A 20,136-nucleotide genomic window follows, 5' to 3' on the forward strand; every position below is an offset into this window, starting at 1 on the left:
TGCCTTAATCCTGATCTGTTTCATTGGCCCATTTCCCCGAGCCCGAGCATGCACGTATTACTCTGTGAAGACGACGACCTGATCGCCAGCGGCATTGCCGCCGGCCTCAATGCCCAAGGCTTGACGGTGGATCGGGTCGCCACGGCGGCAGCGGCGCGGGGGATTTTGGCGGCGGCGCAATTCGATGTGCTGATCCTTGATCTGGGTTTGCCCGACGAGGACGGTCTCAAATTCCTTAAACAGCTGCGCGGGCAGGGCGTCGAGCTGCCGGTGTTGATCCTCACGGCACGGGATACGGTCAGCGACCGGGTCGCTGGTTTGCAGGCCGGGGCCGATGACTACCTGCTCAAACCCTTTGACCTGCGCGAACTCAGCGCGCGCCTGCACACGCTGGTGCGGCGGGTGGCGGGGCGCAGCGTCAACCTGATCGAGCATGGTTGCCTGAGCTACGACCCCAGCAGCCGCGAAGTATTTCTGTCCGGTCAACCGGTGGATTTGTCCCGTCGTGAGCAGGCGCTGTTGCATGCGCTGCTGCACGCCCGAGGTCGCGTACTGTCCAGTGAGCAACTCAAGGATTGCATCTACGGCTTTGGCGATGAAGTGGAAAGCAATGCGCTGAGCGTGCACATCCATCATCTGCGGCGCAAGCTGGGCAGCCACGTTGTCGAGACGGTGCGCGGCCTGGGTTATCGGCTCGGTGTCGCCGGTAAAGGCCTGACCTCGGAGGACTGCCAATGAGCCTGCGTCTGCGGCTGAGCCTGACGCTGGGGTCGGCATTCGTGGTGATCTGGATGCTGGCGGCGGCCTGGATGCTGTGTGATCTGCGCGCACAGATGATGGAATCACTGGATCAGCGTCTCGCGGCATCGGCGCGCATGGTCTCCGGGCTACTCGAACAGTTGCCAGTGCCCGCCAGCAATGACGGCGCGCCCTTGAGCGCCGAGCAATTGGGCATTCCCGGCGGGCTGGCGTGTCAGGTCAGTTCATTACGTGGCGAAGTGCTCGCACGCAGTCACTCGACCCCGGATGAGCCGCTGGCGGCCGATGCCAGCGGCTTTCACGACCAGCTTATCAGTGGCGAACGCTGGCGCAGTTTCACCCTGACCCACGGCGAGTTGCGCGTTACCACGGCTGATCGCCAGGACGAACGTGACGTCCTCCAGTATGCGGTTTTGCTAGCTGCTTCGGTGCCGGTGGCGGTGGCTTTGCTCGGCAGTCTGGGCCTGCTCTGGCTGGGCATCGGTCAGGGCCTGGCGCCGCTCAATCGCATGCGTGACGCCTTGAAACGGCGCAGTGCCGACTCTCTCGAACCTCTGGATATTTCGGGCATGCCCAACGAGTTGCAGCCGTTGCTGGACACTCAGAACCAGCTGTTCCAGCGCATTGCGCAAACCCTGGAACGCGAGCGGCGCCTGACCGGCGACGCCGCCCATGAGCTGCGCAGCCCGCTGACCGCCATCAAGACCCACCTGCAAGTGGCGCGCATGACCCAGGGTGAAACCCGTGATCGTTCGCTGGCCCACGCGGAAGAGGGCGCGGATCGTCTGCACAGCACCCTTGAACAACTGCTGCTATTGGCGCGCGTCGAAGGCAGTCTGTCGTTCGAAGATGGCGTGCAATGCAGCGCCGAGGAAGTCGCCCGTCTGGCGATGCACGACGCCAGTCACGGCCATGTGTCGCGCATTGACCTGCACCTGCCGGACGATTTGTCCGCAGCGGCGCTGGACATGCCCTCGGTGCTGGCCATCGCCGCCTTGCGCAATCTGCTGGAAAACGCCTTGCGCCATGCCCCACGGGACACCCGGGTTGACCTGACCTTGAGCACTTCAGCCAGCCTGGCATGCTTTCAGGTGCGCGATCACGGCAGCGGCATCGCCGAGGAACAGTTGAGCCTGGTCACCCAACGCTTCTGGCGGCAGGGCACCGGCGAAGGTTCGGGTCTGGGACTGGCTATCGTGCAGGCCATTGTCCAGCGTTGCGGCTGCCTGTTGACGTTTGCCAACCAGCCCGACGGCTTGCGGGTCGAACTGCGCATGCCATTGTGTCGCGAGGGCGTTCGCGGATAAGTCCGGGGTAAAGCGCCAACGCTTGTATTGATCCATCTCAAGGGCTGTCGGCAGCGCTGCGTCATGATGCGCGCGATAGCGGGCTGCGCGTCTTGTTTGCGCAAGCCATGCGTGCTGATTTCGATGGACCCCAGGAAAAATTATGAATGCGACTGTGACGACGCCCGAAGTACCGCCCGCGAAGGTCAAGTTGCCCATCGCACTGGCCGTCGCCGTACTGGTGATGGTCGGCGTGTTATTACTGCCGCTGCCAGCGGACCTGCCAGTTGCCGGGCACCGAATGCTGGCGATCCTGGCCTTCGCCGTCGTGGTGTGGATTACCGAAGCGGTTTCCTACGAAGCCAGCGCGATCATGATCACCTCGCTCATGGCCTTCCTGATCGGCACCGCGCCGACCTTGCCGGACCCGGCAGTGATCTATGGTTCATCCGCTGCGATCAGCATGGCGCTGACCGGTTTCTCCAATCCTGCCCTGGCGCTGGTAGCGGGGGCGCTGTTCATCGCCGCCGCCATGACCCATACCGGACTGGATCGAAGAATCGCCCTCGTGACCCTCGCACGGGTCGGCACCAGCACCCGGCGCATCATGCTCGGCGCCATTGTGGTGACGATCCTGCTGAGTCTGGTGGTGCCCAGCGCTACCGCGCGCAGTGCCTGCGTGGTGCCAATCATGATGGGCGTGATTGCCGCGTTCGGGGTCGACAAGCGGTCGAACATCGCCGCCGCGATCATGATTATCGTCGCTCAAGGTACCAGCATCTGGAACGTCGGCATTCAGACCGCCGCTGCGCAAAACCTGCTGACGGCCGGCTTTATGGAGAAAATGCTCGGTGCGCGAGTGTCCTGGCTGGACTGGCTGATCGCCGGTGCACCCTGGGCGATCATCATGTCCGGCGTGCTGATTTTGCTGGTCCTGAAACTGCTGCCACCGGAAAGCGACAGCATCCCCGGCGGCAAGGAAGCCGTCGCGCAATCCCTGGCTGAAATCGGCCCCATGACCCGCGCGCAGAAACGTTTGATGGCGGTGTCCATCGGCTTGCTGTTGCTGTGGGCCACTGAAGGCAAGCTGCACAGCTTCGACACCACGTCCACGACTTACGCTGGCTTGGTCCTGCTGTTGCTGCCGCGTTGGGGCGTGATGACCTGGAAGGATGTGCAGTCGCGCATTCCGTGGGGCACGGTGATTGTCTTCGGGGTGGGCATCAGCCTGGGCACCGCTTTGCTGACGACTCACGCCGGTCAATGGCTGGGCGTGCAAGTGGTCGCCAACACCGGTCTGGATAAAGTCGGTCCGCTGGGGGTTTTCGCCATTCTCGGCGCGTTCCTGATCCTGATTCACCTGGGTTTCGCCAGCGCCACGGCGTTGACCTCGGCCATGCTGCCGATCCTGATTGCGGTGCTGCAAACCCTGCCCGGTGATTTCAACCGGCTGGGCATGACCATGTTGCTGGGCTTTGTCGTCAGCTACGGGTTCATCCTGCCGATCAACGCGCCGCAGAACATGGTGTGCCTGGGCACGGAAACCTTCACCGCCCGGCAGTTCGCCCGTGTCGGCCTGCCGGTGACGATCATCGGCTACCTGCTGATGCTGCTGTTCGCTGCCACGTACTGGAAGTGGCTGGGCTGGATGTGACACTGATTTTGTAAATCCTAGCCGCGCTTGTGCGTTTCCCTAACAGGAAATCTGCAAGCGCTCGACGGCTTGGCAGATGTCCTTTTCTACTACCTGCTATCGAGGGTTTGAGGGATGTCGGTCGCCATCAGTCGCAACGAAAATTCGCCTGCCCGGTTCGCCAGTGAGCCGGACGAAGTACTTTATCACTTCGAAGATTCGCCTTTGCTGGTACGGCAGAAGCAGCAGGAATCCAACGCGCGCAGCTATCCACGACGCATTCCGCTGGCGTTGAAGCGCGCCCAGGGGATTTATGTCGAGGACGTTGAAGGGCGCACCTTCATCGATTGTCTGGCGGGTGCCGGCACGCTGGCGCTGGGGCACAACCATCCGGTGGTGATCGCTGCGATTCGTCAGGTGCTGGATGACGGCCTGCCGCTGCACACACTGGACCTGACCACGCCGGTCAAGGATCAATTCGTGCAGGACCTGTTCGGTTTATTCCCCGAAAGTCTGCGCCGCGAGGCGAAAATCCAGTTCTGCGGGCCGACCGGCACGGATGCCGTGGAAGCGGCATTGAAGCTGGTGCGTACCGCCACGGGGCGCACTACCGTGCTGTCCTTTCAGGGCGGTTATCACGGCATGAGCATGGGCGCGTTGAGCCTGATGGGCAGTCTGGGTCCGAAAAAACCCATGGCCGCGTTGCTCAACAGTGGCGTGCAGTTCCTGCCGTTCCCTTATGACTATCGCTGCCCGTTCGGCCTGGGTGGCGAGCAGGGCGTGCAGGTCAATCTGAGTTATCTGCAAAACCTGCTCAACGATCCCGAAGCGGGTGTCGAACGGCCCGCTGCGGTGATTGTCGAGGTGGTGCAGGGTGAAGGTGGCGTGATTCCGGCGGATCTGGACTGGCTGCGCGGACTGCGGCGCATCACCGAGCAGGCGGGCGTGGCGTTGATCGTCGACGAAATCCAGAGCGGCTTTGCCCGCACCGGCAAGATGTTCGCCTTCGAGCATGCGGGTATCGTGCCGGACGTCGTGGTGTTGTCCAAAGCCATCGGCGGCAGCCTGCCGTTGGCGGTGGTGGTGTATCGCGACTGGCTCGATACCTGGCTGCCCGGTGCTCATGCCGGAACCTTCCGGGGTAATCAAATGGCCATGGCGGCGGGTTCGGCGGTGATGGGCTACCTGAAACAGCACGATATCGCGGCCCATGCGACGGCCATGGGCGCCCGTTTGACCGAGCACCTACGCATCCTCCAGCGGGACTTCCCGCAGCTGGGTGACATTCGCGGGCGTGGCTTGATGCTCGGCATCGAGCTGGTGGACCCCGATGGCGCGCTGGATAACCTCGGTCACCCGCCTGCGTATAGCGCCCTCGCGCCACTGATCCAGAACGAATGCCTCAAGCGCGGCCTGATCCTGGAACTCGGCGGCCGACATGGCGCCGTCGTGCGCTTCCTGCCGCCGCTGATCATCACTGCCGAACAGATCGACGAAGTCGCGCGGCGCTTTGCCAAGGCGCTGGTGGCAGCGTTGAAGAGGGTTTGAGTCATAAACGAAGACCAATAGGCTTTGACCAGAAATCCGATTTGTAGGGATTCGCTGCCGTCCAGACGCCGCGCTGTCGCGCAGTAAACACCGGCACCCGTTGGAGCGAGGCTCGCCCGCGAAGAACGATGACGCGGTAGATCTGGGTCACCGAGGGTGTCTGGTTCGCGGGCAAGCCTCGCTCCAACGGATCTTCCGTTGCGCGTTATCAAACCTTCTCGTCAGACAAGCCTTTGATTTTCAAGCCCGATCCCGGACAATCGCGCCCCTGTTTTTGATGGGGGCGTTGAACTGCCAGGTTTTCCGATGCGTCCCCGCCTTGTTGTATTAACCGGCAACGGAGATTCGACCGGATGAATGATCAGGCCAATAGCGTCGAACAACGTTTCGACACGGCCCCCGCCAGCATCGCTGCGTGGAACCGCCACGACACCACCTGGATGCTCGGTTTGTTCGGTACCGCCATCGGCGCGGGCACCTTGTTTTTGCCGATCAACGCAGGTATCGGCGGCTTCTGGCCGTTGATCATCCTCGCGCTGCTGGCCTTTCCCATGACCTTCTTTGCGCACCGTGGGCTGACCCGCTTCGTGCTGTCCGGACGCGAAGGCGCGGACATCACCGAAGTGGTCGAGCAACATTTCGGCAAGAGCGCCGGGGCGTTGATCACGCTGCTGTATTTCTTCGCGGTATTTCCGATCCTGCTGATTTACAGCGTCGCGCTGACCAACACCGTGGGCAGTTTTCTCGAACATCAGTTGCACGTCCAGTCACCGCCTCGGGCGATCCTGGCATTCGTGCTGATCCTCGGCCTGCTGGCGGTGGTGCGGTGCGGCGAGCGGGTGATCGTCAAGGCCATGAGCCTGATGGTTTACCCGTTCATCGTCGCGTTGCTGTTTCTTTCCGTGTTTCTGATCCCGCACTGGACCGGCGGCATCCTCGAAACCGCCACCACGCTGCCGGAACCCTCGGCGTTCCTGCATACCTTCTGGCTGGCTATTCCGGTGATGGTGTTTTCCTTCAATCACACGCCGATCATCTCTGCTTTCGCCGTGGACCAGAAACGTCGTTACGGCGATCAGGCTGAAGGTCGCAGTTCGCAAATCCTCGCCCGTGCCCATGGCCTGATGGTGGTGCTGGTGCTGTTCTTTGTCTTCAGTTGCGTGCTGACGTTGTCGCCCGCGCAACTGGCAGAAGCCAAGGCGCAGAACCTGTCGATCCTGTCGTACCTGGCCAACCACTTCAGCAACCCGACCATCGCTTTCATGGCGCCATTGATTGCGTTCGTGGCGATATCCAAGTCGTTTCTGGGCCACTACATCGGCGCCAGCGAAGGCTTGAAAGGACTGGTGGCGAAAACCGGTTATCGTCCTGCGCCCCTGTTGCTGGATCGCATGACTGCCGCGCTGATGCTGGTGGTGTGCTGGGCGGTTGCCACGCTCAACCCAAGCATCCTGGGCATGATCGAAACCCTGGGCGGCCCGATCATCACGGCGTTGCTGTTCCTGATGCCGATGTACGCCATCCACAAAGTCCCGGCCATGCGTCAGTACGCCGGCAAGGCGTCCAATGTGTTTGTGGTGATTGTCGGTCTGGTGTCGATATCGGCGTTGGCGTATTCGTTGATGCAGTGATACCGGACCCGTTGGAGATTCTATGTCCGGGGGCAACCGCCAGGCGCCAGACGTCTTGTCTGAACCGACGCCTTCCCGGCTAAAGCCGGTCCCACTGTGGGACCGGCTTTAGCCGGGAAGACGGCATTCCAGTAGACGCAAATGCATTGGCTGTACGTCCAGATCCGTTGGAGCGAGGCTTGACCCCTTCGCGGGCAAACCTCGCTTCAACGAATTACTCATTCAATAAGCCGCGACCAGCCCATCCTTCCGCGGATCGGTCCCGCCTACATAACCGTGAGCGGTGCGCTGGATGATCTGCGCGCCGCCGAAGGCGAATACGCCGCTCGGTTCTTCAACGTCAATGTCATGGCCCTTGGCGCGAAGCGCTTCGACCACCGCTGGGTCGAACGCTCGCTCCACGGCGACTTTCAAACCGGACTCGATTCTCCAGCGTGGCGCATCGGCGGCGGCTTGCGGGTTCTGTTTGTAGCGCAGGATGCGCATCATCATTTGCAGGTGACCTTGAGCCTGCATCGGGCCGCCCATCAGGCCGAAAGACATCAACGGCGTGCCATCGGCGTTCATCACGAAGCCGGGAATGATGGTGTGGAACGGACGTTTGCGCGGCGCAACGACGTTGACGTGTTGCGGGTCCAGCGAGAACCCGGCGCCACGGTTTTGCAGGCTGATACCAGTGCCCGGCACAACTACACCCGAGCCGAAACCCATGTAATTGGACTGGATGAACGAGACCATCATGCCGCTCTCATCGGCAGCGGACAGGTACACCGTACCGCCCGCTTTCGGCGAGCCGTGGCCAGGGTTGGCGGCTTGATCGGTGACCAGACCGGCGCGTTCCATCAGGTAAGCCGTGTCGAGCAAATGCTCGGAGGCGACGCGCATGTGCTCGCTGTCGGCGACGTGTTCGTCAAGGTCGGCCAGTGCCAGCTTCATGGCTTCCAGCACCGGATGCACGGTAGCCAGGCTGTCCACCGGATGTTCGCCGACGCCCAGCGCTTCGAGCATCGTCAGGCCCGCAAGCGTGGCGATGCCCTGGCCGTTGGGTGGCAATTCGTGCACCACCGCGCCGGCATACGGCACCGACAGGGTTTCGATCCAGTCCACGGTGTGGGTCGCCAGATCGTCGAGGCTCATGACGCTGCCGTTGGCGTTGGCATGGGCGATGATCGCTTCGGCCAGTTCGCCACGATAAAACGCTTCGCCTTTGGTCTGGGCAATCAGTTCCAGGGTGCGGGCGTGATCCTTGAGCTGGATTTTCTCGCCCGCCAACGGCGCTTTGCCGTTAGGCATGAAGCACTCGGCGAAACCGGGCTGCGACTTGAGCAACTGCGAGCCGCGTTTCCACAGCTCGGCAATGATCGGCGTGACCTGATAACCGTCGCGGGCATAACCGATGGCGGGTTCGGCCAGGGTGGCGAAGGGCAGCTTGCCGTAACGCTCGGACAATTCAACCCAGGCCGACACCGCGCCGGGCACGGTAACGGCGCCCCAGCCGCGTTGCGGCATTTCGCTCTGGCCTTCGAAGTGCTCGGGCGTCCAGGCTTGTGGCGCGCGGCCGGAAGCGTTCAAACCTTGCAATGTGTTGCCGTCCCAGACGATGGCGAACGCATCGCTGCCGATCCCGCAACCGGTGGGCTCGACCACGGTCAGCACCATCGCCGCAGCGATCGCCGCGTCAACCGCGTTGCCGCCACGGCGCAGCATGTCCAGCCCGGCCTGTGCGGCCAGCGGCTGGGAGCAGGCGACCATGTTGTTGCCCATGACCGGCGAGCGGGCCGATGCGTAAGGTTGGCTGTAATCCAGATCATCGAACATTAGCGTCTTCTCTTGGCAGAAATGGCAGAAAGAATGATTAGCCCTTGGGGTCCAGCGCATCGCGCAGGCCGTCACCCAGAAGGTTGAAACACAAGACCGTGATGTAGATCGCCACGCCCGGCGCAATCGACATCCACGGCGCTTGCTCCATGAAATTCTTCGCAGTGTTGAGCATCGAGCCCCACGAAGGCGAGGGCGGTTGCTGGCCCAGGCCGAGAAACGACAGACTGGCTTCGGCGAGGATGGCGGAGGCGATGGTCAGCGTTGCCTGCACCACCAGCGGCGATGTCACGTTGGGCAACACGTAGCGCAGAATGATCCAGCGATCCGGCAGACCAATCGCTCGGGCGCCTTCCAGATAATCCTCGTGCTTGATCGACAGTACCTGACCTCGCGTGAGGCGGGCAAAGATCGGCATCGCCGACAAACCGATGGCGATCATCGCGTTGGTCAGGCTCGGGCCAAGAAAAGCCCCAAGCGCAATGGCCAATACCAGAAACGGGCAGGACAGCAGCGCTTCCATGATTCGCGAGATGATCGCGTCCAGCTTGCCGCCGAAATAACCGCCGAGCAAACCCAGCGGCACGCCGATCAGCATGGCAATCGCCACTGAAACGCCGCCGGCCAGCAACGAACTGCGCGCGCCCCAGAGCAGGCGGGAAAACAGATCGCGGCCCAGTTCATCAGTGCCCAGCCAGTAGATCAGCGACGGCGCCTTGCGCACTGCTAAAAAGTTGGCCTTGAGCGGATCATGGGGCGCGATCCATGGTGCAAACGCCGCCGCGAGGATAAACAACAACAGCACGGCGGCACCGAGTACCGCGCCTTTGTTGGCGAGGAATTTCTCGACGAAGGGCGAGCGCGCGCGGGGCGCAATCGCCGTGTGGGTAACGCTGGCGATGGCGGTCATGACGCTGTCCTCAAACGCGGGTTGATCATGCGATAGAGCACGTCGGCAAGCAGATTCAGCAGCAAGAAGCCAATCGCCACACAGAGCACCACGCCTTGCACCACGGCGTAATCGCGGTTGAACACGGCATCGACGATCATCTTGCCGAAGCCGGGAATGCTGAACACCTGTTCGGTCAGCACCGCGCCGCCGAGCAACTCGCCGAATAGCAAGGTGGTGAGCGTGACGATGGGCATCAAGGCGTTACGCAACGCATGCTTGAGGATCACGGTACGCGGGAACAAACCCTTGGCCCGCGCCGTGCGTACATAGTCGGTGCGCAACACTTCGAGCATGGCGCTGCGGGTGTGACGCATGAGAATCCCCGACAAACCGGCACCGAGCACAAAGGCCGGGAGAATCAGGGTTTTCAGGTTCTGGCCGAAATCCTCCCCGATAGGCTCGAAGCCCGAAGCCGGCAGCCATTGCAGCTTCACGGCGAAGATCATGATCAACAGAATCCCCAGCCAGAAGTGCGGAATCGAAATCCCCGACAGCGCGACGACATTGGCCCCGTAATCCACCGCCGTGCCTTTGCGCACGGCGGAAATGATCCCGGTGGGAATACCGATCAGCAGCGCGATCAACAAGGCGAACACCGCCAGCTCCAGGGTCACCGGCAACTTGGACGCCAAAAGCGTGGTCACCGGTTGCTCGGTGCGCAACGAAGTACCGAAGTCGCCGGTGAGCACGTTGCCGACCCAATGCAGGTATTGCAGCGGCAGCGGATCATTGAGGCGGTATTTGTCCCGCAGGTATTCCATCACCGCTGGATCGCGTTCTTCCCCGGCCATGGCCAGCACCGGGTCGCCCGGCAGCAGCTTTTGCAGGGTGAAGACGAACAGCGAAACCAGAATCAGCGTCGGAATCGCGCTGAGCAGGCGTCTCAGGATGAACATCAGCATGCCGAACCCTCGCTGGTGCGCGCGTCAATCACGGCTTGAACGCGACGTTGGTCAGACGAATCAGGCCATCCGGATTCGGTACGAAACCGGTCACGGTGTTGCGTATGGCTATGATTCGCGGATCGAAATACAGGTACGCGGTCGGCACTTCGTCAGCCAGCAGACGCAACGCTTCGTTGTACAGCGCCTGACGTTGGGCCACGTCATTGACTGTGCGGGCCTTGTTCAGCAGCTCGTCGAGCTTGGCGTTGCAGTATTTGCCGTCGTTCTGGCCGCCCTTGCAGGTCACGAACTGATGGATGTCGCCATCCGGATCAGGCCGGCCTGACCAGGCGCTCATGCCGATCTGGAAGTTGCCGCCTTGTTGCTCGCTGAGCAGAGTGGCGTATTCGGTGGCGACCAGATTGACCTTGAAACCCGCTTCTTCGGCCATGGCCTGAATGATCTGCCCGACCTGTTGCGCGATAGGGTTATTGGCGACTTTCAGGTCCACCGCCAATGGCAGCTTGACCCCGGCTTCAGTCAGCAGCGCCTTGCTTTTGGCGACGTCGCGAGTCGGGATCGGCAGATCCTTGTCGTAGTACGGGCTGTTTTTCGGGAACGGCTGGGCGCTCGGCGCATACAAACCTTCGAAGACCACTTGGTTGATCGCATCGCGGTCGATGGACAGCACGAACGCCTCACGCACACGTTTGTCCTTGCCCATTGGCGTGTTGGCTTTTTCGCCATTGGCGATGTTGAACATCAGCTGCATGTAGCCCAGGCCCGGCGTGTTGTAGATCGCCAGCTTGCTGTCGGATTTGACGGTTTTCACGTCGGTAGGCGCCACACGCTCGATGATGTCCAGATCGCCCGAACGCAGGTTGGCCAGGCGCACCGAGGTGTCCGGAATCGGCAGGAAAATCACCTTGTCGAAGTGGTAAGCCTGCTTGTTCCAGTAATTGTCGAAACGCTCCAGCACGATCCGATCCTGCTGCACGCGCTGGACAAATTTGTACGGTCCGGAGCAAATCGGCTTCATGCCGAATTCACCCTGTGCGGCCTTGGGCGCAAGCATCATCCCGGCGCGGTCCGAGAGCTGCGAAACCAGAGTGGCGTCCGGTTGCTTGAGCTTGATCACCACGGTTTTCGCGTCGATCACTTCCACGCTGTCTACCGAGGCCAGCTCACTCTTGCGCAACGAATCGGGCAGGGTGCGCGCGCGGTCCAGGTTGAACTTCACCGAGGCCGCGTCGAACACTTCCCCATCGTGATAGGTCACGCCATCACGCAGGGTCATGGTCAGGGTCTTGCCGTCCTCGCTCCAGTTCCAGGCAGTGGCCAATTGCGGCGCGTAAGTCAGGTCAGGATTGACGTCCACCAGCTTGTCGCACAGCGCGGTGTAGACCAGGCGCCCGGAATAGGTGCGCGAGCGATGCGGGTCGAGCACGTCCGGATCATCCTGAATGCCGATGCGCAGGGTCGATTCGGCAAAGGCGGCGTTGGCAGCCAGCAGTAACAACGTTCCGGTCATAACGCGTGCGATTTTCATGGCTGGCTCTCCGTCGATAGGGATTGATGAGTCTTGAACAGGTTCAAGCGCTGGCTGTAGGCCGCGCTGGGTGTAGGAAGGATCAACGTGCCAGCCCCGGCGTTGGCGATTTCGCGCCAGAAGTGGCACGCGACCTGCCGTTCGGCTTCGACGCTTTCCATGACCGGCGCAACCTCTTTGCACAGGGCGCGGGCATGCGGGCAGCGAGTGTGGAAACGGCAGCCCGAAGGCGGGCGGCTGGGGCTCGGCATGTCGCCGCCGAGCACCGGGCGCGGGTGGCGCAAATCCGGATGGCTGACCGGTACGGCGGCCATCAGCGCCTGGGTATAGGGATGCAGCGGGGTTTCGAACAGCGCATTGACCGGCGCCAGCTCGACGATTTCCCCGAGGTACATCACGGCGACGCGGTCGCTCATGTGGCGAATTACCGCCAGACCATGGGCAACGATCACCAGCGTCAGGCCAAACTGATGCTTGAGGTCTTCCAGCAGATTGACCACTTGCGCCTGCACCGAAACGTCCAGCGCCGACACCGGTTCGTCGCCGAGAATCAAACGCGGCTCCGACGCCAGGGCGCGGGCAATACCGATGCGCTGGCGCTGACCGCCGGAAAATTCGTGGGGATGACGGCCGCCGTGTTCCGGGGCGAGGCCAACCGTGCGCAGCAGCTCGGCAACTCTGGCCTGACGATCGCTGCGGCTGGCTTCGCTGTGCAGCCAGATTGGCTCGCCGATGATCGATTCCACGGTCATGCGCGGGTTCAGTGAGGCGAACGGGTCCTGAAAGATAATCTGCAGATCACGGCGCACCTGACGCAGCTTTTCCGCTGGCAGATTGGCCAGGTTGCGGCCTTCGTAAATCACGTCGCCCGCGGTCGGCTTCAGCAGATTGAGCAACAGTCGGCCGAGGGTCGATTTGCCCGAACCGGACTCACCGACCAGCGCCAGGGTTTCGCCTTTGCGCACCGACAGCGACACATTGTTGACCGCCTGCACCGGCGGCTTCTTGCGCTGGAACAGGCCGCTTTCGACACCGAAATGCTTGCTCAGGCCGACGCCTTCGAGGATCGCCTTGTGGGCTGTACGTTGCAGCGCATTGCGTTCGAGGGTGATGCGTTCGACGATTTCGCGATCAGAAAGGCTCACGCGCTGGCTCCCACATGGTGTTCGAGGGGCGCGCGGATGCACGCGGCGAAATGTCCGGGGGACACTTCAAGCAATGGCGGACGTGCCTCGCGGCAGGCCTGAATCACAAACGGGCAGCGTCCGGCAAAACGGCAACCGCTGGGCATTTCCGCAGGTGTCGGAACCCGGCCGTTAATCGTTGCAAGACGGCCTTCCCGTGGGCCTATTGAAGGCATCGAGCCCATCAAGCCGATGGTGTAAGGATGCTGCGGATCGTCAAACAAGGTCTTCACCGAGCCGCTTTCCACCACGCGGCCGGCGTACATGACCATCACCTCGTCGGCGACTTCCGCCACCACGCCCAAATCGTGGGTGATGAGGATCATTGCGGTGCCGGTCTCCCTTTGCAGGTTGGCCACCAGCGAGAGAATCTGCGCCTGAATGGTTACATCCAGCGCGGTAGTGGGTTCGTCGGCAATGATCAGTGCCGGGTTGTTGGCCAAGGCCATGGCGATCATCGCCCGCTGCCGCATGCCGCCGGATAGCTCATGGGGATACGCATCCAGGCGTTGCACGGCATCGGGAACGCGGACTTTTTCCAGCATTTCCAGCGCCCGCTGGCGCGCATCCCTGGCTGATAAGCCTTGATGACGGATCACGCTTTCGGCGATCTGCTCGCCAATGGTGAATACCGGATTCAGCGAGGTCATGGGCTCCTGGAAGATCATCGCCATGCGATTGCCGCGTACATCCAGCAAACGCTCTTCAGGCATGCCCAGCAGGGGTTCGTCCAGCAGGCTGGAAGCGCTGGCGCCGACCGTCGCGCTGTCTGGCAGCAAGCCCATCAATGCCATGGACGTCACGCTCTTGCCGCAGCCGGACTCACCGACAATCGCCAGGGTCTTGCCCCGTTGCACCTTGAATGACACGCCGTCGACGACGTTGGCTGGAGCGCCGGCAAAACGCACGGTCAAGTCGCTGACACTGAGCACCGGATGGTTGGAATCGTGGCCGGTCGCAGTCATAAACTCGCCTCCAGGTCTTGATTGATGACGGTGTCGAGCGCTTGTTGCAGCGCTCGCAAGTGGCCGCGCATGGCGGTGGCGGCCTTGATCGGATCGCGGCTTTCGATGGCACCGACAATGTCGTGGTGATCGTGACTGTAAGTGTCGAGCCGATCGGCATTGCGCGCCCGCTGGCGCAAATCGCGCCATGCCGGGTCAAGGCGAATCGCGTCGAGCATTTCGAAAATGTCCAGCATCAGCCGGTTGCCCGCAGCTTCGGCGATACCCCGGTGCAGCGCGCTGTCCCACAACTCCAGGCCTTCGGCGTCGATTTCAGCGGCGTCCTGCTGGCGCGTGGTGCGCTCGGCCAGGCGCCGCAAAATCGCCATCTGCTCGCCGTTGGCGCGCACCGCCGCCAGCGAAGCCAGCGCGGGCTCCAGATGCAGCCGCGCTTCCATGACCTCACTGAAATTGGTCCGCCCGGACAACCGCGCAAAACTCAACGCAGCGCTGGGCGGCGTCGGCCCCACGAACGTGCCCTTGCCCTGGCGCCGCCAGATCTGCCCTTCGGCTTCCAGCACCGACAAGGCGCGGCGGATAGCCCGGCGGCTGACCCCGAAATCCGTCGCCAGATCCCGCTCCGTCGGCAACGCCCGCTGGGGGAACGCCGCATGCTGCGCCACCATTTGCCGCAAGGCATCCAGCGCCAGCCTGGAAGCGTTATCGATGGTTGTGTCAGGGACGAACCTTTGCATCGTGGTCACTCGCATCAGGCCGAAAAAGAAGCCCTTGATCGCGATAACGCTGGAACGAGGGCTTCTGGGGTGGGTGCAAGAGCGATGCCAATGGAAATTGGTTCGGTGGATTGGCTCGCGACCTTGCATCTGTATCAGCTGCTTTCAAGGTGGGCGGGCCAATGGCCAATGGTTCGGGGGTTGGTTCAGTGGTGATGCGGGGAGATTGGTTCGCTGATAGGTGAACCAATTTTCGGGCAGTGCTGCAGGTGTGCATTTTTTTTGGGCGGGAGTGCGCCAGTGCAGGGCATGGCGACACGTATCGTAGGCCTTTTCCTAAAGGCAACTTAGCGTATTGAGCGCACCCCACGCATCAGCCAATCTGCCTACCTCGCTCAGGGACCAGGTTGCGCCTCGTCGTGCGCGCTCATCTGACCCTGGCTTTCTGATACAGCGCCCGTCCAAGGCAAGGAGCCAGCAATGACCAATCCATGCATGACACCTCGCGGCCATATGGCCAATCTGGTTGCGTGTGCCAGACGCGCCGAGTCGCCCGAAGTCGGCGGCGTGTGCCCGCTGATGATGCAAACGCTGCAACTGCTGCCGGTGCGCTATGGCATGGTGGAGGATCTTGACCCGTCGGGCGAGCTGTCGATGCCTTATAAATTGCAGTCGCGTCCGCTGGGGTTTCGTCTGCTGCGCGATGGCTTTTTGTACATTATCGACAGTGCCACCGGTTTGCTGCATGAGTACCAAACCAAAGACGGTTCGGTGGTTGCCTTGCTGTTCAAAGGTAGCAACGTGGCCACTGATCGGCGCACCACTGTGGTGGAGGTCGATCCAGCGCTGGTGTTCTCCCGTGCCAGCGTGCTGCATGTCACCTATTCAGAGGTTCAGTGGACGGCGTTCAAATGTGCTCAGGTTGTGAAGGTTGCCGCCGAGCGTGAGTACTTCATGCAGCGCATCAGCTTCGAAGGTGTCGACTACGGCAAGGGTCAGGATCTGGTTGACGACACCATCATGGCCGCATGGCTGGCCGAAGCGTGTTTGAGACGAGCCGGGAAACCGGGCTACCCCTCCGAACTTGCCGCTTACCCCTGGGAGCATCCGCCGCAGTATCGAAAAACCATCATCGAAGAACTCACCAGCCAGATCACTGCTGCGCATAAACATGACTTTCTGTTCCTGGCAGTCCGCGATGACGTTGGCGTGATGCGCGATCTGGCCAACCATCAGAATCACGTCGTGGGGCAAATTCAGGCGTGGGCCAATGAGGGCGACGTCGAACGTGATTATTTGCTGGGCTGCTATATCGAATCCATCACGCTGATCGACGAAGACCAGCTCAACGAGCGGGCCAAACGTGACTGGACCTTGCAGGCGCTGCTCGGCGATCTGCAGTCCCTGCCTGAACCCGAGCGCAGTCAGACGCGCAAAACCCTGCGCGAGGTGATGGGGGAGGACAATAGCCAGAATATCCCTCGGATCGAGGACCCTGATTTGCCAGCCGACCTGCGGGCGCGGCTCGACAAGATTCCGCCAGACACAGATCGACAAAACATCTATGCCGGGCAGTCAGCCCGGCTATATACGCTTCAGCAGTACTACCTTGAGCAACGTTTCACCGACACCAGCCCCGAGTTCATCGCCGGCCATCGCAGCCCCCTCTGGAAGCTCTATCGCCAGATGGACAAACCCACCAAGGAGCTGCTGTACGGCGCCAAATTCGGCCAGCGCGGCATCAACGAACTGATTGATCGCCCGGCCATGGACGCGTTTTTGCAGCGGCAACGCGAGGTGCTGCAACCGCTGAATGACCTGCTGGAAAAAATCACTCAGGACCGCGTCGACCTGCTGATCAAGGACCGTTTGCATCGGGCCCTCTGGTATTACGACATCGAGGACAGCGCGCAGGTCGACCACGCGCTGCTCACCGAATACGACTGCCTCAAAGACATCTGCCGCAGCGACAGTGCGATTCAGCAAACCCTGGACTGGCTCAATGCCAACCCCGCCATGACCCGGCAGATGTTCTACGCCGCGCCGCGCAGTGCGCAAACCGAGCTGGGCGTGCAATTCGTATCCTTTACCAATGCCGGCTGGCTGCTGATCAAGGACGCACCTGAGTGGACAGAACGCCTCAGACAATGGGGCGCGGGGCTGGTGCTCAATAGCGAAAATCTGTCGCCCGCGACCCAGATCAACGCCGCAGCAGCCTTGGGCACTCTGGCGCCTGCGCTGCAAATGGGCATGCAGCAAGCCGTGCAGGACTTTATGCAGAATCTGGATAAAGGCCAGATGCCGGACATCGAGGATCTGTTCCGACGCATGCCCAAAGGTGCGGGCGTCGCGCTTCTGGATGCCGCCAGGCGCGAGGGCGTGACCTTTGTGGTCGGCAACGCAGAAGATGCCAGACACGCGAGCAACACCCTGCAAGAAGTGCTGGGCTTGCGCAGACAACTGACGTCGACAAAAAGCATCGCGAAACAACGCAAGGCCCAGGACAAATTCTGGCATTTGACCCCGCAGGCGCAATCATTCAAAGACCGCGAGCACGTACTCAAACTCAACCTGCAAGGGCCTGAAGCGCAACTCGCACGCCTCATCAGCCCCATCGGCGCGCTGCCCGAAGACGCAACGCACCTGCAAGCGGCTTCGTCGGGAAAACCGGGATTGACCCTGGTATTTCCATCGCAACAGCACGCCGAAGTGCGCTCGCTGCTGGATACCTACCGGCACGGGGTGACGGTTGCGCCGAAGGCCGGGTTGCTGGGGGACGGGGCTGGGTTGTTGGTGTTTGTGGCGCAGGTGGTGAATTTTTTGCAGGTGCGGAGGGTGGTGTTCTCGCAACCGGAACACGCTAGAGATATAGGGCCGTTCTTGAGTGCATCGGCTGCGACTGTCGCGGCAGGCTTCGGCGCGGCGCAAGGCATTGCCGATACAGCTCTTAACGCCCATGCCACAGAACTCGGGAAAAACCTCAAAAAAGCTGAATTGATGGGCGTGCATGTGCAGATGGGGAAATTGCACATCAGCCTTGGGATGGTTGGTTACGCCGCAGGAATGGTTTCCGCAAGTTTGAGCCTGACCAGTTCCTATAACAATTGGCAGGACGCAGTGCGCAAGGGTAACCGCGAAGCACAGGCTGGTGCAGCGCTCAGCATGCTGGGCAACAGCGGTTTTATCGCCAACAACGCCTATGGCCTGGCAAATACGGTGCAAGCCTTCAGACATGTTCTTGCTGCCGAAGCGGGTTCAGCTGCTCGTACTGCCGCTTGGGCGGTGGCGGGAGTTCGACTGTCCACGGTGTTTCTCCGTTTCAACGTGGTGGGGATTCTATTCACCGCGCTGGAGCTGTCTGGCACCTGGCTTTATAACCGCTACAACCTCAGCTTCCATGACCGCTGGTTACTCAGCACCCCATGGGGTATGGACCCGGATCATCGCAAGTCGCTTCCCTTGTACGAGTATCAAAAAGCTCTGCGCGGCCATATCCAGGCACCGCATATGCAAATCCTGCCTGCCACGGATGATTCAGGAGTAGCTGAACCTCAGCGCTTCCTGTTGCACTTCCCAACGCTGTCAGCTGCTGACCTGACCAAGCAGTTGGCCAGCAGTACCAGCAGCGTCCTGCTCAATATTGGTGGCTATCAGGTGATACGCGAAATCCCCGGACGCATGGGCATGCCAGCGCAATGGAGCCGACTGGATGAATCGCTGGAAGAACGCGTGCAGCTCAAGCAACAAAGCCCGCTGATCCTTGAATTCACTGATCTTCGCGGGTTGCTCCGATCAGACTATCTCGGTCATACCGATATCGTCCTGTCTATCCAGTTGGGCCATACATTCAAGGACGGCACCTACGAAGCCAACCTCTATGACCTGAACTTTCCCGTCATCGGTGAGAGTGGGAATTTTCCCGTGCGAACGATTAGCCGCCAGGGCGAGGAGTGTCGCTACTTCCGGATTGACCCTGCATTGATGCCGGAGCTGGATAATTCAGATGACAACTGACATCCCCGGCGCACCACCGCCGATTCATCATGCTCCCCATGCAGGCATGGTCGAGCGCTTCCCGACCGGTCAGGTGGTGTATCTAGCGCCGTTGCCACTGCCCACTGATCTGCCCGCTCAGGACTATGGTCATGCCGTGTGCGAGGTTAACGACACATATCTGGACTATGGTGTGGGCCTGCCTCCCGTTTTCGCTTGGCAGATGGGATTGGGAACGCCTTTCTGGGCTATCTGGTTTTTTGGTATTTTTGCACCTGCACTCGCTTGGCTGCTGACCGTCCTGGACGGAGGAGGAATTGAGCCAGCTACCAAGTTTGCTTTACAGGTCATGCCCGAAGGACTGGAAATCGGCGGGTGGGGTGCCGCCGCCGTTCTCACCATCTACCTCTCCATAACCTTCCACCACCTAGCCAAATACAAAAAAATCGTCCCCACCCGCTTCAACCGCCAACGCCGCGAAGTCTGCTTCGTTCCCCGGGGCCACACCGAACCCATCTTCGTCCCGTGGGAATCGCTATCCGCCTGGGTGGTGCAGGCGCGTTCGGTTAACCAATACGGCCTGGATATCCGCTACGCCATGGGCGTCGGGTTTTATCATGCGCCTCATGATGAGCATTACAGCCTGGAGTTCTTTTGCAGCGGGTTTGATCTGGCGGTGTGCAACTGGGAGGCGATTCGCGCGTACATGGAATACGAGGTGCATAGCCTCAAGGAAATCCAGGACCCGCTGGACCTGCAAAACCCCGGCGACCCACCTCACGAAGGTCTGCACACCTTTTATAACGCTCGGGAACGCATGCGGCGCAGGCGCAAAAACCGTGAAGTGGGGTTTTTCTATCCGTTCTGGTGGTACACGTATCACGTGCTGACGCTGTGGACCTTGCCCAACTACCTCACCGAATGGGAAATCCGCCGCATCAAAAGCATCGGCCGCGCCGTTGTGCCCGAAGCAATGCAAAACTGGTCCGCACCCTTGCCGCCAGAACAATGGGCCAAACCCAGCGCGGAACTGCAACGTTTAAGCGAAGCCGTCAAAACCCTGAGGCAGCAAAGACCGGAGCTGAACATTTTCACGCGCTTCACCGAGGTGCAGCGGTCTGATCGAAAGTCCGCCTGATGAGCATACCGCCACTGACTTATCGACTCAGCGAACAACATGCATCCAACTGGTCAAAACTCGCTCCAACTGATTGCATTCCA

At 61.1% G+C, this 20,136-nt stretch carries 14 protein-coding genes; 7 read left to right on the forward strand and 7 right to left on the reverse strand.

Annotated features, from left to right (window positions below; translation table 11 throughout):
* Window positions 1-48: 48 nt before the first annotated feature.
* From ACP7E4_RS03860 to ACP7E4_RS03880, 5 genes are all read left to right on the forward strand, one after another.
* Window positions 49-738: a response regulator gene (locus tag ACP7E4_RS03860; RefSeq protein ID WP_426111720.1), complete on the forward strand. Its 690-nt coding sequence runs from the start codon at window positions 49-51 to the stop codon at window positions 736-738.
* Window positions 735-2,066, forward strand: a complete 1,332-nt coding sequence (locus ACP7E4_RS03865) for an ATP-binding protein (RefSeq protein WP_426111718.1) — start codon at window positions 735-737, stop codon at window positions 2,064-2,066. The genes ACP7E4_RS03860 and ACP7E4_RS03865 overlap by 4 nt, the downstream gene beginning before the upstream one ends.
* A gap of 142 nt (window positions 2,067-2,208) precedes the next feature.
* Window positions 2,209-3,699: a DASS family sodium-coupled anion symporter gene (locus ACP7E4_RS03870; RefSeq protein WP_426111716.1), complete on the forward strand. Its 1,491-nt coding sequence runs from the start codon at window positions 2,209-2,211 to the stop codon at window positions 3,697-3,699.
* 114 nt (window positions 3,700-3,813) lie between these two features.
* Window positions 3,814-5,226 carry an aspartate aminotransferase family protein gene (locus ACP7E4_RS03875; RefSeq protein ID WP_426111714.1) on the forward strand — a complete coding sequence of 471 codons (1,413 nt, stop codon included), beginning with the start codon at window positions 3,814-3,816 and terminating at the stop codon, window positions 5,224-5,226.
* Between the two features lie 353 nt (window positions 5,227-5,579).
* Window positions 5,580-6,857: an aromatic amino acid transport family protein gene (locus ACP7E4_RS03880; protein WP_426111712.1), complete on the forward strand. Its 1,278-nt coding sequence runs from the start codon at window positions 5,580-5,582 to the stop codon at window positions 6,855-6,857.
* A 222-nt stretch (window positions 6,858-7,079) separates the two neighbouring features.
* Here ACP7E4_RS03880 and ACP7E4_RS03885 read toward each other — a convergent pair whose 3' ends face one another.
* The 7 genes from ACP7E4_RS03885 to ACP7E4_RS03915 are packed head-to-tail and all read right to left on the reverse strand — an operon-like array spanning window position 7,080 to window position 14,943.
* Entirely contained in the window at window positions 7,080-8,675 is a 1,596-nt protein-coding gene (locus ACP7E4_RS03885; protein WP_426111710.1) for a gamma-glutamyltransferase family protein, read from the reverse strand.
* 37 nt (window positions 8,676-8,712) lie between these two features.
* Complete coding sequence (locus ACP7E4_RS03890) at window positions 8,713-9,585, reverse strand: ABC transporter permease (RefSeq protein ID WP_426111708.1); 873 nt, start codon at window positions 9,583-9,585, stop codon at window positions 8,713-8,715.
* Window positions 9,582-10,529 carry an ABC transporter permease gene (locus tag ACP7E4_RS03895; RefSeq protein ID WP_426111706.1) on the reverse strand — a complete coding sequence of 316 codons (948 nt, stop codon included), beginning with the start codon at window positions 10,527-10,529 and terminating at the stop codon, window positions 9,582-9,584. The genes ACP7E4_RS03890 and ACP7E4_RS03895 overlap by 4 nt, the downstream gene beginning before the upstream one ends.
* Before the next feature lie 28 nt (window positions 10,530-10,557).
* Window positions 10,558-12,060 (reverse strand): ABC transporter substrate-binding protein, encoded by a 1,503-nt coding sequence (locus ACP7E4_RS03900; RefSeq protein ID WP_426111704.1) that lies wholly within the window; start codon window positions 12,058-12,060, stop codon window positions 10,558-10,560.
* Window positions 12,057-13,205, reverse strand: coding sequence for an ABC transporter ATP-binding protein (locus ACP7E4_RS03905; RefSeq protein WP_426111702.1), 1,149 nt, complete (start codon window positions 13,203-13,205; stop codon window positions 12,057-12,059). Before ACP7E4_RS03905 ends, ACP7E4_RS03900 begins: the two co-directional genes overlap by 4 nt.
* Complete coding sequence (locus ACP7E4_RS03910) at window positions 13,202-14,209, reverse strand: ABC transporter ATP-binding protein (protein WP_426111700.1); 1,008 nt, start codon at window positions 14,207-14,209, stop codon at window positions 13,202-13,204. The genes ACP7E4_RS03905 and ACP7E4_RS03910 overlap by 4 nt, the downstream gene beginning before the upstream one ends.
* The gene (locus ACP7E4_RS03915; RefSeq protein ID WP_426111698.1) at window positions 14,206-14,943 is read right to left on the reverse strand and encodes a FadR/GntR family transcriptional regulator; all 738 of its coding nucleotides are present in this window, start codon (window positions 14,941-14,943) and stop codon (window positions 14,206-14,208) included. The genes ACP7E4_RS03910 and ACP7E4_RS03915 overlap by 4 nt, the downstream gene beginning before the upstream one ends.
* Window positions 14,944-15,402: 459 nt before the next feature.
* On the opposite strand from ACP7E4_RS03915, the gene ACP7E4_RS03920 reads away from it, so the two are divergent.
* Both ACP7E4_RS03920 and ACP7E4_RS03925 read left to right on the forward strand, forming a co-directional pair.
* Window positions 15,403-18,936: a toxin VasX gene (locus ACP7E4_RS03920; RefSeq protein WP_426111697.1), complete on the forward strand. Its 3,534-nt coding sequence runs from the start codon at window positions 15,403-15,405 to the stop codon at window positions 18,934-18,936.
* Window positions 18,926-20,053, forward strand: a complete 1,128-nt coding sequence (locus ACP7E4_RS03925) for a hypothetical protein (protein ID WP_426111696.1) — start codon at window positions 18,926-18,928, stop codon at window positions 20,051-20,053. Before ACP7E4_RS03920 ends, ACP7E4_RS03925 begins: the two co-directional genes overlap by 11 nt.
* The last annotated feature ends 83 nt before the right edge of the window (window positions 20,054-20,136 follow it).

Origin of the sequence: Pseudomonas sp. DSP3-2-3 (assembly GCF_049898225.1) — a bacterium.
Lineage (GTDB): Bacteria > Pseudomonadota > Gammaproteobacteria > Pseudomonadales > Pseudomonadaceae > Aquipseudomonas.